Consider the following 18,394-nt stretch of genomic DNA (forward strand, 5'->3'; position numbering starts at 1 on the left):
TATTCTTTCCTAATTATAAATAGTCCACCATTCGTCCAAGTCTAGTTGCGTATCCTCTATGCTTGTATATATTTTTTTCGAAAGGCAATGGCATAAAATTCCTCTTGCTTCGTTCTGTGCAGGGGAAATTTATGCCATTGATCTGATTGCAGTTTATGGGGTATTCGTGTATTCCCTACCCCCCTGAATACTTCGTTCTCCCATCCGTCATAATTTTTAATAAACTGACCTGCTAGTTTTCAGTAAACGAAGCAAATGCACTTGGTGTTCATTTAGGTGTGCATTTTCAAGTATTGCATCTATATTTGACTCATTTTGTTTTCTAAATTAGAGAAAAATAAATTAGCCTGATCATTTTCTCTTAGCTTCTTCAAACTTTTCCTTGTCCATTTTTAACAACATTTCAAACAATTTTTCGGCTTGCTCAATTGAAAAATGATTATTATTTTCAATCTTTCCAGTTGCCATAACTCCACCATTAGTAGCCGAAACTCCACAATTTTCATAAAAATTATTGGTATAGTAAATAACTGATTCGTTGTTAAATTTTTTCAATCCTTCTGTGGTAACACCAAGTGCTCCTGCAATTTGGTCAAGTCTCTCATCATTTATTTTTTCAGACTGCTCTAATTTAGAAACGGCTTGCTTAGTAACACCTAATCTATCTGCAAGGTCTTTTTGAGATATTCCTACTAATCGTCTTACTCCACTGACTTTGTGCCCTGCATGCTGAGTCGTTGCAAATTCTAAATCTTCCATAAATTATGATTTATTTTAGGTATTAGTTTTTTCTTTTAAGAATAATTCCAATTTTTCTCTTTCACTTTTTAGTAATCTTTCATAAAGCTCAACTACTTTATCAAGAGGGTTAATTTGTTGATTTGCATATCTACTTCCCGTAATAGCCCCACCATTAATGGTCGCATCTTTATAATTGTTAATATTATAGATGGCTTTTTCTACATCAAATTTCTTAATCAAATCTGGAGATACTCCTAAAACGTTTGAAATTTCATTTAACAAATAGTCTTCGACAACATCTTGTTGCTCTATTATTGAAACCTTAGCTCGACTAATATTTAATTCGTTCGCTAAAGTATCCTGCTTAATCCCAAGATATATTCTTATTCTTTGTATGTTTTGCCCATCATGACGATCCTCTTCGGGGAACAATTCAACTTTTTCATCTTTCATACTTCAAAATTTAATTAGCAAAAGACAACCAAAATTAACAAATGTCAACTATACTAACAACTTTATTTATTTCTATTTTCATATAATTGCAATTGATTATCGTTGTTCCTATTTGTTTTCACTGCTTCCTGAATTAACCCTTATTGGGTCAGATCGCGTCAAGGATGTTGTTTGATTTTTTAACCACAAAAAACAGGCTACATGAATATCCGTGCGATTTTATTAATTATTTTTATTTTCTTATTTTCAAATAATCATGCACAGCAGATAAAACCTTTGCAAATTGGCGATACCATTCCTGATCTTACACTCCAGAATATCCTCAATTATAAAGGTAATACAGTTAGAATTTCAGACTTCCGATCAAAATTATTAGTTCTGGATTTTTGGGCAACATGGTGCACAGCCTGCATCAATACTTTTGCCCACAACAACGAAATACAGAAAAAATACAATGTCCAAGTAAAAATTCTAAACGTTACATACGAACCAACAGATTTCACTGCAAATTTTTTGGATAAATTGGTTGCCAGAAAAGGAAATGCATACAGTATTACTACTGTAACTAATGACACCACCTTACAACAAATATTTCCACATAAGTTCGTCCCTCACCTAGTATGGATAGACTCCAATAGGGTTGTTCGGGCTATAACTGCATCTAGGCAGTTGACACCTGAAAACATCGATAAAATATTGGGCCAACACACTGTGGACTTCCAACAAAAGGCTGACATAAAGTACACACAACCACTCTTTCTATCTTCAGCGATACTGGATTCTTCGTTTACCCTACAGCACTACTCTTTATTGGTACATGGCAATATTTATGATGGCGCAGGTGTCGGACAGTATTATCTCAAAGATCACGAAAAAACATATGGGCTTAACTATACCAACCAAAGCTTGTTATTTATATTAAACATGTTGGGAAATCAAATATGGGAAAATTATTACCATTCCAACTTCAACCAAAACCGTATCCTGTTAGAATTGTCAGATAGTACCACGATGGACAAGTTAAGAAAAGATAATTGGCAATTTTCCTTTGTAGTATCTAAAAATAATTCAGATTCATTTTTTATAAAAGCGCTTGATGAAATTGGTAAAAATACGGACATAGATGTACAGATTGAGCAAAGACTCATGAATTGCATCGCATTAGTTAGGACAACTAATAATAACAAAATCGTTACAAAAGGAGGACGTCCATTAATCGATTTATGGTCGAAGAAGAAAGGAAATTTTAGAAACCAGCCCATAAAATATTTCGTAAACGAGTTGGATGGCGGGAATATCACACCCTTACCGATTATCGACGCAACAGGCATTCGGGGAAACATTGATATTACCCTTTATCCTCCGTATACATTAGAAAACATACGTTGTCAAATAAAATCCTATGGTCTGAATCTTGTCCCTGTTAAAAAAACACTAAATGTTATTATCGTTCACGATAAATCAAAAAAGCAATGAGAGCAATATTCGAACAATATTATACACGATTATGCCTTTTTGCATACAATATAGTATCTGATGACCAGATTGCCGAAGAGATCGTGCAGGATGCATTTTTAAAACTATCAGATATGGAGACTAAAAAACACGTCGTATATTTTAGGCAATGGCTATACAGCACGGTAAAAAACGCCGCCATAAACCATCTGAAGCAAAAGAAAAGACGGGACAGGCAAAGTCAGACCTATAATTATTATATGTATACCATACATATGGAAAAACAGTCCAATATAGAAGATCTCATCATTCGAAGCGAAGTAAACCGTAGGCTCTGGCAAGGGGTAGAAAAACTTCCAAGTCAAATGCAACAAGTAATACTGATGCATTTCGAAGATGGAAAGAGTGTAGGTGAAATCGCCAGAGAGTTACAGCTGCATGTTAGTACGGTTAAAACCCAGAAACAAAGAGGAATTTCCCAACTTCGTAAATACTTTTTGTTTCCATGGGTAGTATTCGCTTTTGTATGTGTGTATGATTTTTTTATTTTTTGACTTTTTTTGGGGAACTTGTAGTCTTTTAGCACGCTTTATTTGTCTTAGCAGGGAACAACAACCGAAAACAAACGATGGCAGGATACAAACAGGACAACAACGAACAATCGTTCCGAATAGCGACGCTCATTGCCAGATTCATGAAAGGGGAACTGGAAACAGAAGAGTCTCTAGAATTGGAAAACTGGTTAGAGGAAGATCCCAAAAACAGGGAGCTCTTTTCGGCCTTGAATGATCCTGCCCTACAAAAAAAAGACTTCGAGTATTTTATGGGTAAGGACATTTCTGGAAGTTGGGAAAATGTATCGTTAAGTATAAACAGTAAAAAAAAGAAAAATCCGCGAATTTACAAATGGTGGGCCATTGCGGCATCCCTGCTTCTAGTCGTCAGTCTTTTTAGCTGGTGGAGAATAGCCCACAAGCACACTGATAATGATACATTGTTATCAAAAAACGATATATATCCTGGTAGCTACAATGCAGTTTTGATAGACGATAAAGGCATCTCCCACCATCTTCAAAAAGATAGTGGATCCCAAGTTCCCATGTATGTTTCCAATACGTCAAACGGACTCTTTTACAATCATTTAAACGCAGTGGCACAGGGTAACAATACACTCATAGTTCCGATCAAGGGAATATTCCATGTTAGACTATCCGACGGAACTGAAGTTTGGCTACACCCGTCTACGACATTTAACTATCCAATAGTGTTCTCTGGAAAGGAACGAAGAGTCAACCTTACCGGGGACGCCTTCTTCAAAGTGGCAAAAAACAATCAAATGCCGTTTCGGGTGTACTGTAACGGCGTAATGACAGAAGCTGTCGGAACGGAATTTAATATAACTAGTAATGATAGCGGTTGTACGACCTCTTTGGTGCAAGGAAAAGTCAAGGTATCCAATGCGCACGGCTCTACCATGATGCAGCCTGGTAGCAGTCTAAGGATTTCCAGTTTCACCGTCCCTGGAAAAACTCAAACATTAGATACAACCATCTCTACTACCTGGAAAAATGGAGATTTCCATTTCCGTAGTACCCCATTAAAAGAGGTGATGGCTACACTTGCGGGGTGGTATGGAGTGTCAGTAAAGTATGAAGACTTCAATGGATTGGACAAAAAAACCTTCAATGGCGTATTGCCTCGGGACGTTTCGCTGGGGGAAAACCTTAAAACGATGGAACTGACAACCATCGCTAAATTTAAAGTACAAAACAACACTATATACATTTTTCCAAGTGCTGTAAGAACAGTTCCAAATTAAGACTACAGATTTTTTAATATAATTTTTTAAGCAAAATGAGAATTGATAAACTATGGGCTACCATGGTAAGGGATTTGCTATTCCCTTATCTTCAAAAACATATCTGCATCCTTGCCCTTTTACTTTCAATAATGCTGCATTCCAAAAGTCAGTCCACCCAAAAAAATATATCACTGGATGTGCATGACATTAAAATGGAGGACGTAATTGCTATGATAGAAAAGCAGTCAGGCAACATTTTCGTCTATGATGGGGATATCTTCAAAAATCAACAGAAGGTTACAATCCATGTAAACAGCATGCCGTTGAAAGAAGTACTTTCCCTTCTTTTTGCAGGTCGTTCCGTTCATTACACCATAAAAGCAAAGGCGATAATATTGATTCCCGATAATGAAGACACGGAAAAAATAATCAATACGACAAAAATAATTGAAGGACATATTAGAGATGCGTCTAACGGAATGGCTATTGTAGGAGCGAATATATTTCTTAATGGAAAAATCCAAACAACAACAGACGAAAATGGAAATTTTAAGCTAGAGATTAAAGGACTGCACGCATTTCTAAAGATTGATAATGTTGGTTACAAAACCTATAATTCAATTGTGAAAAGCAATTCTACGACTCCATTGTATATTGATATGCAAGTTGACAACAAAACACTGGATTCTGTCCAAGTTGTATCCAATGGATATTCAAGTATTTCCAGAGAACGAGCTACAGGGAGTTTTGAACTGATTGATAAATCTTTGTTCTCCCAGCAGGCAAGCATGGATATACTCGGTCGACTGGATGCAATAGCCAACAGTGTCACCACGGACAAGGCCACCACTACAGGTGGATTGATGGTTCGGGGACTAAGTTCGATAAATGGTCCAACTTCCCCGCTAGTTGTATTGGACAATTTTCCTTACGACGGAGACATCTCCAACATCAATCCCAATGACGTGGAAAATATTACAATATTGAAAGATGCGGCGGCTGCATCGATTTGGGGAGCAAGGGCATCCAACGGTGTTATCGTGATTACGACTAAAAAGGGAAAGTACAACCAGCCATTAAAGGTGGGATTCAATTCATTTTTACAGACTTCCGCCAAACCCGACCTGGGATATATCAAACAAATCAAAACTTCCGATTTTATTGACGTGGAAAAATATCTATTTCAGAACGGATTCTATGACAATGACCTAGGCTCTTTGAGTAAGCCTGTTATATCTCCTGTCGTGGAAATACTACAAAAAGAGCGCCTTGGATTAATTAACCCAGATCTGGCAAACAACACTATAGATGCCTTGAGTGGACTCGACATCAGAGACCAGTTTTCCAAATACATATATCAACCTTCCTTCAACCAGCAATATGCGCTTTCTATTTCGGGTGGCTCGCAAAAGCTGAACTGGATTACTACAATGGGCTTTGATAGCCAAAAAGACAACTTAGCAGCAACCACCAAACGCACCAATCTAAGTTTCAATGCGAATTATAAACCTTATAAAAATTTGGAAATAGGTACAGCTCTATATTACACAAGATACAGTACAAAAACAGGAAGGTCCGGATACGGAACTGTCAATTCAAATAACTTTACAACGTTACCCTATGCACAGCTTGCTGATGGAAATGGGATTCCAGTTGCATTAATTAAGGATTATGCACAGTCCTACAAGGATACTGCGGGAGGTGGAAATCTGTTGGATTGGAACTATTACCCATTGTTGGATTACCAACACGATTACACCAAAAACGATATCTCTGACAATATCATAACTATGAATGCGAAATATGCCATTTTCCAAGGATTGTCAGTTTCTATGATTTTTAGGCATGAGGAACAAAAGACGGACAACCAACATCTTCACGATGAACAAAGTTATTACAGTAGAAACCTAGTCAATTATTACACTCAGATAAGATCGGATGGTACGTTAGCCTACCCAATACCTAAGGGAGGTATTTTGGACCGTACAACTTCTAATTTAATAGCTAACGACACCCGGTTCCAACTCAATTATGACTACAACTGGGCAAAAGGGTCTCTAGATATATTGGCTGGATCTGAGCTAAGACGTGCCACAACAGACAATTACCAAAATAGGTATTACGGATATAATCAAGATATCTCGACGATAGGTTATGTGGACTATACAGGCAGTTATCCCGACTACGTGGACGGAAACCTGGTACAAATTCCTAGGATGGATGCTATCGGCACACTGCACACCAATTTCATGTCCTATTTCGCCAACGGAGCCTATACATATAACCAAAAGTACACACTATCGTTTAGTGCTCGACGAGATGCTTCCAATCTTTTTGGACTACATACCAATGATCAATGGAATCCTTTTTGGTCTACAGGAGTGGGTTGGAAAATATCCGATGAAAAGTTCTATCATATGGATTTTATACCTTACCTCAATTTGAAGGCAACTTATGGACTAAGTGGCAATATCAACCCTGCCATGTCAGCGGTAACGACGATTCTTTACCTTTCAGCTAATAGCTACTACAACACGCCAACTGCCAGATTTGACAACATATACAATCCAGACCTAAGATGGGAAACTTCACGGATGTATAATTTCCAAACAGAGTTTCGAACTAAGAATAACCTGCTGCATGGCACGATTGAATATTACAGAAAACGAGGAAAGGGACTTTTCGGCTACGCTCCACTAGATTATACGACAGGGGCAGGTTCCAGTATCCTTAAAAATGCAGCCGATATGCAAGGTTCGGGATGGGACATTAAATTGACAGCCATCCCTGTTCATAAAATTTTCCGATGGCAACTGACAGCCAATATTAGCTATTATAAAGATAAGGTAACCAAAAATTATCTGCAGGATGCCAATGGCCTCAATTATGTCGGAAAAGATGGCAACGGCCTTTTCGGGATACCAGGAAGTCCGGTAAGATCCGTATATGCCTATATGTGGGGCGGTCTCGATCCAGAAAATGGCAATCCAATAGGTTATCTAAATGGACAAAAAAGTACGGATTACCAAAGTATAACCACGACAGGTAGTCAGGTTTCCGACTTGCGCTATTTTGGTTCGGCACTTCCCACCTGGTTTGGCTCAATGATCAATGAATTTAGTTTCAAAAGATGGAGTCTCCAATTTTCCTTACAATATAAATTAGGCTATTATTTCCACCGCAACTCTATCAATTACTACAATCTTTACAATAACTGGGTAGGCCATTCAGATTTCTCTAAACGTTGGAAACAACCAGGTGATGAACTACACACCAATGTTCCATCCATGGTTTACCCAGAGAGTTCCGCGAGAAGTGATTTCTATGCGGGTTCGGAAGTCTTGGTGGATAAAGGGGATAATATCCGTCTCAGATATGTAAATCTTCAATATAGTCTGCCAATGGGTACCAACGAAATGGTTTTTTACCTAAATGTAGCAGATTTAGGAGTCTTATGGAAAGCCAATCACGATGGCATAGACCCAGATTACAATCTCGGCAATTATGCCCTTAAGCCCAAACCGTCCTATACAATCGGATTCAGATTCAATTATTAAAAACAAAACTATGAGTTATAAAAAATTATTGATTATTCTAGCACTTGTATGTTTAATGATTGGTTGCAAGAAATATTTAAACGAAAAATCCAATTCCAACTTAGTTGTACCACAGACATTAGAGGATTTACAGGCATTACTAGATAGAACAATTGCCACAAATTCAAGTGATCCCTCCGCTACTGCGGTTAGCTCTGATGAATATTATCTTACGGACAATGACTGGAATGCACTTTCCTCGGATTACTACAAAAGAATGTACAAATGGGATAGTGCGGGGCTTTTCCAACCCGGAGGAGCAAATGACTGGGGAAATGCTTACCAACTGGTATATCTGGCCAATACTGTCATCAGCGAAATGGGAAATATTGAACGCACAACTACAAACGCCAATGATTGGGATAACGTCATTGGACAGGCTTATTTTTACAGAGGAAAAGCATTTTATAATATTGCCAGTATATGGTGCAAGTCATTTGATAGTGTATACACGAGCACTGATCTTGGTATACCCTTGCGAACTGATCCAGACTTTAATATTCCTTCTATCCGGTCTACACTTGAAAATACGTATAGACAAATACTATCAGACCTCAAAGTATCTTCTAGTTATTTACCACAGGTTCCGATACATGTAATGCGCCCTTCCAAAGGTGCCGCATTCGGTATGCTTTCTAGGATCTACCTTTTCATACGCAACTATTCAATGGCCGAAATATATGCTGATTCTGCATTAAAAATAAATAGCAATCTAATGGATTTCAATACAATTGGTACTAGTAAAACATATCCTATTGCCCAATTTAATACAGAAACAATCTACTATAGTAGCATTAGTGTTCCTGCACCCCTTAATATCAGCAGGGCCAAGATAGATACGAACCTATACTCATCGTATGCAAACGGGGATTTGAGAAAATCCATTTTTTTCAGAAGCAATACAGATGGTTCCGTTGGTTTTAGGGGTAATTACACTGGAGGTCTTTCTCTTTTTTCTGGCATTTCTGTTAATGAACTATTATTGATTCATGCAGAATGCACCGTAAGATTAGGGGATTTGGAAAACGGACTGACCGACCTCAACAAGTTAAGGTCGGCCAGATGGAGCAAAACCATAGCTTACGTTCCCTTTACGTCCGTCAGTAAGCAACAGTCATTGGATACCATTTTGGTTGAGCGCAAAAAAGAACTGTTGATGCGCGGGCTTTGGTGGCAGGATGTTAAAAGGCTGAACCTTGAAAAACGAGCTATTTCCCTACACCGTAGGCTCAATGGTCAATTATTGACGCTGGATCCAACATCTGACAGGTTTGTACTCAGAATACCAGAAGATGTCATTCAATTAACTGGAATGCAGCAAAACAAATAGGACATTTCCACAACTTAAATGCTACTCCGGTCTTTGATCATTTGCGGCTGCTAGGATTTGCGCATTGGTATGGGCATCCAAGTAGCTTTGCAATTGACTGCTGTTAGAGGCCTCTAACGTAATGTCACAAGGTAAATCAGAGCCTTGTCCACAATCCGGATTATTGGGATTGGTCGTACTCCAATTACTAGCGGTTTTCATACCGGAAGCAGATGTTCCTAAAAAATACCAAGTCACGGCACTGCCTGTCAAGGGTGCAACACTTTTGTTTTTGAAAAATGCATAGGATATAGAAACGGCCATTAAGACTGCAATAAAAGCGAAAAGGGATTTTAATATATTCGTTTTCATGTTGAAATTTTTAACGATTAGAAAATTTATTTATCTTTCTCACAAGCCCTGTGACAATATTTATGGCCACAGGGCTATCTCGGTAAGAAACCTGCACTCCCTAAATAAGGAAAATGTATTGTATGTTTGGATCGTGACATAAACTGCTTTGTTTGTTAGGACAAATTTCCGCAGTGTGGAATTAGGAAAGGTGTTCTAAACAAAATACATCTCAATACCATATTACCATCTAATGAGTTGGTAATTAATACGATATGATTTAATTACTAACTGACCAATTTGTTAATTTAATTTATTGATGGTTTTTATACATCTGTGAAGGAGCAATGCCAAAGTGCTTTTTGAACTGTTTGTTGAATGATTGCGAAGAAGAAAAACCAAGTGTTCTTGCCACTTCTAGGGGCTTAAATTTATGTTGGATTAACCATTGCCGTGCAGTTTCCATTCTTTTGTCATTCCAGTAGGCTTGTGCACCACAACCCATTGTTTCGGCAAATACCTTACGGAATGTAGAAACGTTCATTGCTGATTTACGTGCCAGTTTGGCTGTTCCAGGATATTCGTCCAGATTTTCCGCCAAAAAAATGGCTGCTTCACGTACACTGTTGACCTGCCATTCAGGAAATACGGCTATCGATGAGGTGGACTTTTTGAGTTTGTCAAGTTCAGCCATTGCCATGACAACGAATGTCCTCACACAAAGAGTCATGCGGAAAACGTCGAGTCTGGTATTGTCTACTATTTCAGAAAGGATATATTTCATAACTTGTTGCATGGGTAATGTCAAGAAATGAAATGCCCTTCCTTGTAACGAGTATTTTCCATTTGAAAATTCTGATGCAGTCATGTATACATTTTCTATTGTTTGGAAAAATTTTGGATCAAACAGTAATAGGCATATTAAACCACTAGAGACTAGGTTGACAAGTTCAATACGCTCTGCTTTTTCCAGTAACAACAAGTGGTATTGTGAACCGAATATATCCATGGCTTTTCTCCCGGGAAACGTTACATGAACAGTACCTCTCAAAACTACTGGCATTACCCAAAGTCGACGGTTTGCTGTAATAAATATGCGTGAGTCTCTGTCCATATCATATTCAGTAAGGCATATGGAAAAATCAGCTTCCAAAAATTCACGCCAAGAAACATTTATGCCTCCGCTCCTTCCTTGCACGTATTTTTGTTTAAATGCTGGTAATTTGCGCATTTCCCTCATGAACTTTACCGTGTTTCTTATCTTTCCAGTATCATTTTCCTCTATTCTTACCTCTACCATTCCTTAAAATTAGCTTTTGGACACTTTTTGGATTTCCTAGGACACTTTTTGTCTTTTTAGGGCAGTTTTTTGATGCAGCGACTATAGTGTTAACTTAAAATTACCAAAAAATGACAAAAGAAACAATTAAAACAATCCTACCGTCTGCTACTATCTATTCTCTGGAATCGCTTTTTCAATGCCCAGACCCTTTGTATGGACGTATTTACGAAAGGGAAAACATTTTTCAGACTATCCATTGGATGAATCCTAAAGATTCCGGCTTTCTAAAATGGGAACGCTGGCAAATTATTTCCAGCCTGTGTTATTTTTCCAACTTAGGCTTATGTCGTATATGGGCAAACTCCTTAAACCTGATTTATTACGGGGTACATTTCAACAAAGGCATTCCCGTCTACCCCTTAATAGTAAAGGAAAACGGTAGAGTTCGAATGCAAATAGATTTTATGGTACTTTCTAATCGCAATACTCAATTTTACCGTCCTTATGCTATAGCTGTCTATGCAGGACTTCGGTACCGAATACCATCATTTGGTAATATAATAATTAGGGAGAACATGATTGCATTATTTCTGCAAACTATCATGGAATTCTTTATTGCATCCGGACAGTTTTCGCCATTGCTTATTGCCGTAGAAAAAAATAAGAAGTTGGTTAATTCCCTGTTTGAGATACCTGATGTCAAAACGGAATCTGTACCGATAAAAGACAATACTGTCTACATGGTTATGGCATTTTCAAAAAAGTGAATAACCTATAGTTGTGGAAATTGGAAGCATTGATCAAATTGTTGAAAACAAATCATTTATAATTCTTTAACCTAATAGAAATATCATGGAAAACTATATAACTCAATTATGGAATCGCTATATTTCGGCATCTGGCGAAAGTAGATCGACTGATGTAACAACACAAGACTATAATATGCAAGCAATAAGAGCAATTTATGCCACCATCTTAGAGTTGCGATCTTTCATGCATAACTATATATTTCAAAGCCGTAACGAACAATTGAAATATCATAAATTCTACGCACCACGATTTATTGCAGAATATATCTATTTTATACAAGTACAAAAATTAAACATATCCAGTATAGTTTCAAGTAATGTCCGACGTAAACGCTTGGAAAAGGAAAGAAGAGATATCAATCGTTTTTTTGAGAAAAATTTAAGAATATCCGAATATTTGGCTGGAGGTCATGAATATTTGGATGAAAAACTTTTTCTAAATGATGGGTTACAATTAGAAATTCCTTTCCTAGATGAATCAACTTTTATTTTAGAAGCACAACTCATAACGGGTGCAGGATTCACCATTGCTCGTTTAAAAGCTTATGAACGATTATTGAATTACATTGAAAAACTACTTGCACAGGAAAAAATAAATGAAACTGAATCTAATCATTCCGTACAATCAACATTAAATTGGACAGATACAGGTATGTCCTTAACCGAGATGGCTTATGCACTGAAATACTCTGGCGCTATAAACCAGGGAAATGTAGACGTAAAAACAATCGCAGATGCATTAGCACAAGTTTTCAATACTCAACAAGTAAATATTTACCGAAATAAGCAAGATTTATATTCAAGAAAAAATCAAAGCATGTTTATAGATAAATTACGAAAAGACTTAATTCGCGGCCTAGAACAGTCTGATTTAGGATCTTAAGTCTTATTAAATTATACATTTATCCGCAACATCTTAAAAAATCTCTTTTACGTAAGAAATTATCGTTTTTTGACAATCTCTATGCGTGAATTTGGAAACTTACCGAAAAATGATTAAATTCCATAAATTACAAACCCTTCAATTTTTTTATGATTCTATCCTCTATCATTTGCGTAGCACTAGCTGTTTATTTAGGAATTTCATCAAGGTCTAAAAAATCAAAGTAAAATCCCTTTGCATAAAAATGCAAAAGGATCGTATACTTCATTATTAATTAGATTCAGTAAATCTATTAAATTATTTGATATTCTCAACAAAACAAATCTGCCAACCAAAATTAAATTATCGAAAATTGGGTATTAAAATCCATTCTGATAAATAAAAACTAACAAAAATTAGTAATTAATTCTTCATATTTGCTAAATATTTTAGTATTTACAAATGATGATTATTTCAAAATATCAAGAATCAATGGCTATTGTTTTGCCATTTTTTATAAACCGAGTTCCTGCAGGCTTCCCATCTCCCGCAGCTGATTATGCAAAAGAGGATATCGATTTACCTAAGGAATTGATTAAAAATCCATTATCTACATTTCTAGTTCGTGCTGATGGAGAAAGTATGATCGGTGCAGGAATAAATAGCGGAGCAATATTGATTGTTGATCGTTCCTTAACTGCTAAAAATGGTTCTATTGTGGTGGCTTGCATTTCTGGAGAATTTACAATTAAAAGATTAGTAAGAACTTTAGCAAAGTGGTATTTACAACCTGAAAATAAAGCGTTCCCTTCCGTTTTAATCAGTGGTAAAGACGATGCATTAATTTGGGGGGTAGTTACTGCAGCAGTAAATCAATTTATATGATTGGACTAATTGATTGTAATAATTTCTATGTAAGCTGTGAACGAGTATTTCGTCCTGATCTAAATGGAATTCCTGTTGTTGTTTTGTCAAACAATGACGGTTGTGTTATTTCTCGTAGCAATGAAGCAAAAGCATTGGGTGTTAAAATGGGACTACCTTATTATCAATTATTGGAATTACCATTTGGAAAAGATGTTAAGGTTTTCAGCTCTAATTATACCCTATATGGAAGTTTGAGTAATCGTGTACATTCTATTCTAAGACGTTACGTTGCTACCGTCGAGGATTATTCCATTGATGAGTCTTTTCTTGACTTTTCTAGTATTGAAAATTACCATAATGACCTTTATGGACTAGGAATTGAAATAAAAAAAGCGATATTAAAAGAAGTGGGTATTCCGGTTTGTGTAGGTATTGCACCTACAAAAGCACTTGCAAAAGCTGCAAATAAATATGCAAAGAAAGAAACTAAAGAGGGTGTGTATTTATGTAAAGAAAATACGCAAACCGTTTTGAATTGGACTGAAATTGGCGACGTTTGGGGTATTGGTCGACAATATGCAAATGCATTACAAAAATTGAATATTACCAACGCATGGCAATTTTCCCAACTTCCAGAAAAATTTGTTTTACAAAAAATGACGGTTGTTGGGCATCGTCTTTGGAAGGAGCTAAACGGCATTTCATGTATTGAAATGGAATTAGAGACGCCAGATAAAAAAAACATGGTTGTATCAAGATCTATCCCTCGTAGTTTAACTAAATATGAGGATGTTGAAAATGCCGTATTCAAACATATAGATACACTAGCTATGAAACTACGTAGACAAAAACAATGCACTAGCTCCATTTCTGTATTTGTACATACTAATAGATTTAGAAAACAAGACAAACAATATTACAATAGCTTTAAAGTTCCCTTACTAAAAGCATCCAACAATACAACTACACTGATCAGAGCGGCTAAAGTAGGTTTACAAAAGATATTCAAACCAGGATTTAATTACAAAAAATGCGGAGTAATGGCATTTGATTTATGTCCTGAGAATGTGGTACAAGGATCATTGTTTGCAATAGCCGAAAATGATAAATCCAATACAGCAATGCATGTTATGGATGAAATAAATAAGCGATATGGCTATAAAGTCACACGGATTGCTGCCCATGGTTTTTTGCATAAAGCACACATGTTGAGAAATCATATTTCACCATGCTATACAACTGAATTAAACGATATATTAACTATAAAGATTTAGTCAAAATTATTGCTTGTAGAATTTATAGCCCACCAAATTAAAAAGGGTTGGAAAAATAGTCGTGCAAGCCTTTTTTCATCGGTATCTAAGCCGAAGCTATCTATTTTATTGACATATTGAGCAATATTACCTGGGAAGACTGCCGTAAAGAAAAGTCCTGCGATTTTACCCATGGATGCTCTGTATTTTTTAGGAGCAACTAACAATCCAGTTCCTAGTACTATTTCAACATATCCTGAATAAACAACTATATCATCTTTTTTTAGTGGCATCCAGTTAGGTACTTGTGCTTTAAATGCCTTCCTTTTGAATGTTAGATGAGCAATACCTGCAGTAATTAAGAAACTACCCAAAGCCCATCTGCCAAATGTTTTAGCTATGCCCATACTTTTATTTACCTTTTAACAACTATTTTGGATAAAAAGTTTCAGTAATTTTCCATTAAATCAAATTTGTTTCTGAATCTCTGCATTATTAGTATCCTCTCCTTTCATTCCTGTAACTCTAACAACGTGCTTAGCTTCTAAAATTCCATCTTCTAATGGCTGCATTAAATTTTCAATCTCTGGTTTAGAGTCAGCAGTTAACCAATCATTCCATTTATTTTCTGGGATGATTAAGGGCATTCTTTTTTTTACGTTATGAATTTTCGTCAAAAGGTCATTTGCCGGAGTTGTAATAATGGAAAATGTATTCGTTATTTCTCCAGTTTCTTTATCTGTCCATGGTGCGTATACAATACCTAAGGAAAATATATTATGCTCTGGAAAAGTTAAATAATAATTCTCGGTTTCTTTCTTTCCCTTTATACTATGAGGCTCATAAAATCCGTCAACCAATAAAAGCCCTCGATTTTTTAAGATGTAAGGAGCGTAACTTTTTTTCTCAAAAATTGATTCACTTTCAGCATTTAAGGTATTTGCATACTTTTTAGCATCCTCTTCAGTTTTAACCCAAAATGGTAACAGCTTCCATCTTGATGGCTGAATCAATTTAGAATCACCGTTTAAGATCGTTGGCAAATATGGGCGAGCGAATCCAGAAACATGATAAAAACTTTCAATTGCAGTTTGAATTATCAATGATTTATTCTTGGCAAATTTATCTAGCTTTTCCTTTGGGGCTGTTGATACATGATAACACATAAACTATCCTATTTCGTCACAAGTTAATAATTGTAGTTTTATCCAATATCTAAAAAATTCAAAAATAAAATCCGACATAATATCACCCACTCTTTTTGTTTAATGCGCTCAATACAATTTATTTTCAAATGGATGAAGATATTGCAGGCGCTACAATGATAGTGGAAATATTCTCTGATTTATTGAGATATCAACTATATAACCCTGATGAAATGGTCCCAATTGAACAAGAGATTCAATGTATCAATAGTTATATACAATTGCAAAAGCTTCGACTTTCGGAAAATTTGGATCTGAAAGTAACGTATGATATTGAATTAAAGGATCAAAAGATTTACACATTATGGTTTTTACCTTTAATTGAAAATGCATTTAAGTATTCGGGTGGTAAATTATATTTAAATATGGAATTGGGAAAAAATGGAAATTGGATAGAATTTTACATTAAAAATTCGAAAGATTCGCTATTGGAATTAAATAAGTTTCAGCAAGGAATTGGTTTGGAAAATCTTAGAAGAAGACTAGAATTAATCTATCCGAACAAACATAGTCTGATTATTCATGCGAGTGATGTTGATTTCAAAGTAATTTTAAAATTGAAATATGCCTGAACGCCTAACTTGTGTTGTCATAGATGATGAGCCCTTTGCGAGAAGAGGGTTAACGCGTTATGTCGAGGATTTATTTTTTTTGTAATTGGTCGGCGTAGGTGAAAATATTGATGATTAAAAAATATATTAGCAGGCCAGAAAGTGGATCTTTTTTTTTGGATATTGAAATGCCACGTAAAACCGGTATAGATTTTTTGTTGGAACATTTGGAACGACCGTTGATCATACTTACCACAGCTCATTCACAATATGCTTTCCAAAGTTTTGAACTAAATGTATTAGACTATTTAATAAAACCTATTAGTCAAGAAAGATTCATCAAGTCTGTAGAAAAAGCTAGAGACTATATAGACCTAACACATGATCAAAATACTAATTATTTGTTTTTAAAATCCGGTTAAAAAATAGAGAAGATCTATTTTTCAGAGATTAGAGTACTTAAAGCCGCAGAAAACTATGTTACTTTAATATTGGAAGACAGACAATTGTTTGGACATATAACCATGCAACAAATCCTGTCGCAATTACTTGCTGATGATTTTATACAGACACATAAATCCTTTATCGTTTCTATAAAGGATATTGAATACGTAAATACAAATTCTATTGGGATAAAAAATATGGAGATTCCTATTGGGAAAACATTCAAAACTGCTCTAAAAGATAAACTACGGAAAAAGAAGTGATGCGTCCTGCACAAATTGATACATCTCCAATTATTAAAGTTTTTATTATATCCTACTTGTCAATTCCTACTAAAATTTGATGCCAATTCATATCTTAAGTATAATTACTCAACGAGACTTTTAACATTTTTTAACTACCCAACTTGGGAACACCTTGGGATTTCGGCTTCTCCGTTTGGCCAGTTTTGCTATTGTAAACAACACGACACCGTGTTTATTTCAACAACAAAAAAAATCTACCACCATGTTGGAAAAAATTAGCTGGTCGCATTATTGGATGACTATTGGAGTCACCACAGCAGTCTATTATGTAGGTATTGGTTTCCGCTTTTACGGGAAGAAGATCATTCCTTCTTTTTCCCGTAACATTTCTCCAAGGACAAACTTCCCATCGCACAATTCCGCCATCAACGTTATGGGCGCACTATCCCCTGAAAATACTCAGATGGAAGAAGAATCCAATCATGAAATCCCACCAGAAGAAACGCCGGAAACCATTCGGAAACTGGACAAAACAACAGAGACAGGCAACCAGATCACAGAAGTATTGTCGAGTCTGGGTACCAATACAGATTCCAAAGAATTAATCTCAAAACTTTCAAGTATCATCCAAAAACAAAATCTCACGGAAGAACTTACGCCCTTCATGGATTCCTTGAATTGGCATATGTCGCAGACCGCACTGGATAGTTGTGGTATTGTACTAGAAGAAGACGACCTCAAAGCCGTCTGGAAAAAAGAATAAGACAATTTTGATTTATCTAATTCTACTTAACTACAACTACATATTTCTGCAATTTTTTAACCTCAAAACCAATCCATCATGAAACTAATCAAAATTCCAAAGACTATAAAGGTCTTGTCAGTCACCATACTTTTGACGACACTCACTGTTGTCGTAATGGCACAGACCGGAGACGGTGCCGCAGGTATTGAAGAAGCTACGACGAAAGTAAAAAGCTATTTCTCCGTTGCCACTAAACTGATGTATGCTATCGGTGCCGTAGTGGGTATCGTAGGTGCCATCAAGGTATTCAACAAATGGAACTCCGGGGACCAAGACACCAACAAAGTGGCCGCCGCATGGTTTGGTAGCTGCATCTTCCTAGTCGTTGTTGCTACCGTCCTACAAAGCTTCTTTGGCGTCTAGTT

General features: G+C 36.2%; 20 protein-coding genes. 14 read left to right on the forward strand and 6 right to left on the reverse strand.

Translation table 11 applies throughout. From position 1 onward, the window contains the following. Positions 1 to 351: 351 nt before the first annotated feature. The gene (locus tag E0W69_RS07545) at positions 352 to 759 is read right to left on the reverse strand and encodes a helix-turn-helix domain-containing protein (RefSeq protein ID WP_131329406.1); all 408 of its coding nucleotides are present in this window, start codon (positions 757 to 759) and stop codon (positions 352 to 354) included. 15 nt (positions 760 to 774) lie between these two features. After that, positions 775 to 1,194: a helix-turn-helix domain-containing protein gene (locus E0W69_RS07550; RefSeq protein ID WP_131329407.1), complete on the reverse strand. Its 420-nt coding sequence runs from the start codon at positions 1,192 to 1,194 to the stop codon at positions 775 to 777. Positions 1,195 to 1,395: 201 nt separating this feature from the next. On the opposite strand from E0W69_RS07550, the gene E0W69_RS07555 reads away from it, so the two are divergent. From E0W69_RS07555 to E0W69_RS07575, 5 genes are all read left to right on the forward strand, one after another. Beyond that, positions 1,396 to 2,670: a TlpA family protein disulfide reductase gene (locus tag E0W69_RS07555; RefSeq protein WP_131329408.1), complete on the forward strand. Its 1,275-nt coding sequence runs from the start codon at positions 1,396 to 1,398 to the stop codon at positions 2,668 to 2,670. Further along, positions 2,667 to 3,203: an RNA polymerase sigma factor gene (locus E0W69_RS07560; protein WP_131329409.1), complete on the forward strand. Its 537-nt coding sequence runs from the start codon at positions 2,667 to 2,669 to the stop codon at positions 3,201 to 3,203. Before E0W69_RS07555 ends, E0W69_RS07560 begins: the two co-directional genes overlap by 4 nt. Before the next feature lie 140 nt (positions 3,204 to 3,343). Further along, complete coding sequence (locus tag E0W69_RS07565) at positions 3,344 to 4,468, forward strand: FecR family protein (protein ID WP_191967996.1); 1,125 nt, start codon at positions 3,344 to 3,346, stop codon at positions 4,466 to 4,468. Positions 4,469 to 4,599: 131 nt separating this feature from the next. Next, positions 4,600 to 8,007 carry a SusC/RagA family TonB-linked outer membrane protein gene (locus E0W69_RS07570; protein ID WP_191967997.1) on the forward strand — a complete coding sequence of 1,136 codons (3,408 nt, stop codon included), beginning with the start codon at positions 4,600 to 4,602 and terminating at the stop codon, positions 8,005 to 8,007. Between the two features lie 10 nt (positions 8,008 to 8,017). Then, complete coding sequence (locus tag E0W69_RS07575) at positions 8,018 to 9,376, forward strand: RagB/SusD family nutrient uptake outer membrane protein (protein ID WP_191967998.1); 1,359 nt, start codon at positions 8,018 to 8,020, stop codon at positions 9,374 to 9,376. Between the two features lie 21 nt (positions 9,377 to 9,397). Here the strand turns inward: E0W69_RS07575 and E0W69_RS07580 are convergent, their stop codons facing one another. Next, entirely contained in the window at positions 9,398 to 9,727 is a 330-nt protein-coding gene (locus E0W69_RS07580; protein ID WP_131329413.1) for a DUF6520 family protein, read from the reverse strand. 292 nt (positions 9,728 to 10,019) lie between these two features. Continuing rightward, entirely contained in the window at positions 10,020 to 11,006 is a 987-nt protein-coding gene (locus tag E0W69_RS07585; RefSeq protein ID WP_131329414.1) for a helix-turn-helix transcriptional regulator, read from the reverse strand. 110 nt (positions 11,007 to 11,116) lie between these two features. Between E0W69_RS07585 and E0W69_RS07590 the strand changes: the two genes are divergently transcribed. From E0W69_RS07590 to E0W69_RS07605, 4 genes are all read left to right on the forward strand, one after another. Further along, positions 11,117 to 11,755, forward strand: coding sequence for a hypothetical protein (locus E0W69_RS07590; RefSeq protein WP_131329415.1), 639 nt, complete (start codon positions 11,117 to 11,119; stop codon positions 11,753 to 11,755). Positions 11,756 to 11,840: 85 nt separating this feature from the next. Continuing rightward, entirely contained in the window at positions 11,841 to 12,680 is an 840-nt protein-coding gene (locus E0W69_RS07595) for an RteC domain-containing protein (RefSeq protein WP_131329416.1), read from the forward strand. 471 nt (positions 12,681 to 13,151) lie between these two features. Next, positions 13,152 to 13,544, forward strand: a complete 393-nt coding sequence (locus tag E0W69_RS07600; RefSeq protein ID WP_131331924.1) for a LexA family protein — start codon at positions 13,152 to 13,154, stop codon at positions 13,542 to 13,544. Then, positions 13,541 to 14,800: a Y-family DNA polymerase gene (locus E0W69_RS07605; RefSeq protein WP_131329417.1), complete on the forward strand. Its 1,260-nt coding sequence runs from the start codon at positions 13,541 to 13,543 to the stop codon at positions 14,798 to 14,800. The genes E0W69_RS07600 and E0W69_RS07605 overlap by 4 nt, the downstream gene beginning before the upstream one ends. Here the strand turns inward: E0W69_RS07605 and E0W69_RS07610 are convergent. Beyond that, positions 14,797 to 15,186 (reverse strand): DoxX family protein, encoded by a 390-nt coding sequence (locus E0W69_RS07610; RefSeq protein WP_131329418.1) that lies wholly within the window; start codon positions 15,184 to 15,186, stop codon positions 14,797 to 14,799. The two genes, E0W69_RS07605 and E0W69_RS07610, sit on opposite strands and share 4 nt — an antisense overlap. 60 nt (positions 15,187 to 15,246) lie before the next feature. Continuing rightward, positions 15,247 to 15,945: an SOS response-associated peptidase gene (locus E0W69_RS07615; protein ID WP_131329419.1), complete on the reverse strand. Its 699-nt coding sequence runs from the start codon at positions 15,943 to 15,945 to the stop codon at positions 15,247 to 15,249. 128 nt (positions 15,946 to 16,073) lie between these two features. On the opposite strand from E0W69_RS07615, the gene E0W69_RS07620 reads away from it, so the two are divergent. The 5 genes from E0W69_RS07620 (at position 16,074) to E0W69_RS07645 (ending at position 18,392) form a co-directional block, all read left to right on the forward strand. Beyond that, on the forward strand, positions 16,074 to 16,556 hold the full coding sequence (locus E0W69_RS07620) for a histidine kinase (RefSeq protein ID WP_131329420.1): 483 nt from the start codon (positions 16,074 to 16,076) through the stop codon (positions 16,554 to 16,556). Between the two features lie 110 nt (positions 16,557 to 16,666). Next, entirely contained in the window at positions 16,667 to 16,957 is a 291-nt protein-coding gene (locus E0W69_RS07625) for a LytR/AlgR family response regulator transcription factor (RefSeq protein WP_131329421.1), read from the forward strand. A gap of 27 nt (positions 16,958 to 16,984) precedes the next feature. Continuing rightward, positions 16,985 to 17,242 carry a LytTR family DNA-binding domain-containing protein gene (locus E0W69_RS07630; RefSeq protein WP_304487945.1) on the forward strand — a complete coding sequence of 86 codons (258 nt, stop codon included), beginning with the start codon at positions 16,985 to 16,987 and terminating at the stop codon, positions 17,240 to 17,242. A gap of 415 nt (positions 17,243 to 17,657) precedes the next feature. Next, positions 17,658 to 17,987 (forward strand): hypothetical protein, encoded by a 330-nt coding sequence (locus E0W69_RS07640; protein ID WP_131329425.1) that lies wholly within the window; start codon positions 17,658 to 17,660, stop codon positions 17,985 to 17,987. Between the two features lie 78 nt (positions 17,988 to 18,065). Beyond that, positions 18,066 to 18,392, forward strand: coding sequence for a DUF4134 domain-containing protein (locus tag E0W69_RS07645; RefSeq protein ID WP_131329427.1), 327 nt, complete (start codon positions 18,066 to 18,068; stop codon positions 18,390 to 18,392). Positions 18,393 to 18,394 lie beyond the last annotated feature (2 nt).

The organism is Rhizosphaericola mali (assembly GCF_004337365.2).
In the GTDB taxonomy this organism is placed as follows: domain Bacteria; phylum Bacteroidota; class Bacteroidia; order Chitinophagales; family Chitinophagaceae; genus Rhizosphaericola; species Rhizosphaericola mali.

Coding starts and splice junctions, on each gene's coding strand:
- E0W69_RS07545 (WP_131329406.1), bottom strand. CDS start 759: ATGGAAGATTTAGAATTTGCAACGACTCAGCATGCAGGGCACAAAGTC.
- E0W69_RS07550 (WP_131329407.1), bottom strand. CDS start 1,194: ATGAAAGATGAAAAAGTTGAATTGTTCCCCGAAGAGGATCGTCATGAT.
- E0W69_RS07555 (WP_131329408.1), top strand. CDS start 1,396: ATGAATATCCGTGCGATTTTATTAATTATTTTTATTTTCTTATTTTCA.
- E0W69_RS07560 (WP_131329409.1), top strand. CDS start 2,667: ATGAGAGCAATATTCGAACAATATTATACACGATTATGCCTTTTTGCA.
- E0W69_RS07565 (WP_191967996.1), top strand. CDS start 3,344: ATGAAAGGGGAACTGGAAACAGAAGAGTCTCTAGAATTGGAAAACTGG.
- E0W69_RS07570 (WP_191967997.1), top strand. CDS start 4,600: ATGCTGCATTCCAAAAGTCAGTCCACCCAAAAAAATATATCACTGGAT.
- E0W69_RS07575 (WP_191967998.1), top strand. CDS start 8,018: ATGAGTTATAAAAAATTATTGATTATTCTAGCACTTGTATGTTTAATG.
- E0W69_RS07580 (WP_131329413.1), bottom strand. CDS start 9,727: ATGAAAACGAATATATTAAAATCCCTTTTCGCTTTTATTGCAGTCTTA.
- E0W69_RS07585 (WP_131329414.1), bottom strand. CDS start 11,006: ATGGTAGAGGTAAGAATAGAGGAAAATGATACTGGAAAGATAAGAAAC.
- E0W69_RS07590 (WP_131329415.1), top strand. CDS start 11,117: ATGACAAAAGAAACAATTAAAACAATCCTACCGTCTGCTACTATCTAT.
- E0W69_RS07595 (WP_131329416.1), top strand. CDS start 11,841: ATGGAAAACTATATAACTCAATTATGGAATCGCTATATTTCGGCATCT.
- E0W69_RS07600 (WP_131331924.1), top strand. CDS start 13,152: ATGGCTATTGTTTTGCCATTTTTTATAAACCGAGTTCCTGCAGGCTTC.
- E0W69_RS07605 (WP_131329417.1), top strand. CDS start 13,541: ATGATTGGACTAATTGATTGTAATAATTTCTATGTAAGCTGTGAACGA.
- E0W69_RS07610 (WP_131329418.1), bottom strand. CDS start 15,186: ATGGGCATAGCTAAAACATTTGGCAGATGGGCTTTGGGTAGTTTCTTA.
- E0W69_RS07615 (WP_131329419.1), bottom strand. CDS start 15,945: ATGTGTTATCATGTATCAACAGCCCCAAAGGAAAAGCTAGATAAATTT.
- E0W69_RS07620 (WP_131329420.1), top strand. CDS start 16,074: ATGGATGAAGATATTGCAGGCGCTACAATGATAGTGGAAATATTCTCT.
- E0W69_RS07625 (WP_131329421.1), top strand. CDS start 16,667: ATGATTAAAAAATATATTAGCAGGCCAGAAAGTGGATCTTTTTTTTTG.
- E0W69_RS07640 (WP_131329425.1), top strand. CDS start 17,658: ATGGGCGCACTATCCCCTGAAAATACTCAGATGGAAGAAGAATCCAAT.
- E0W69_RS07645 (WP_131329427.1), top strand. CDS start 18,066: ATGAAACTAATCAAAATTCCAAAGACTATAAAGGTCTTGTCAGTCACC.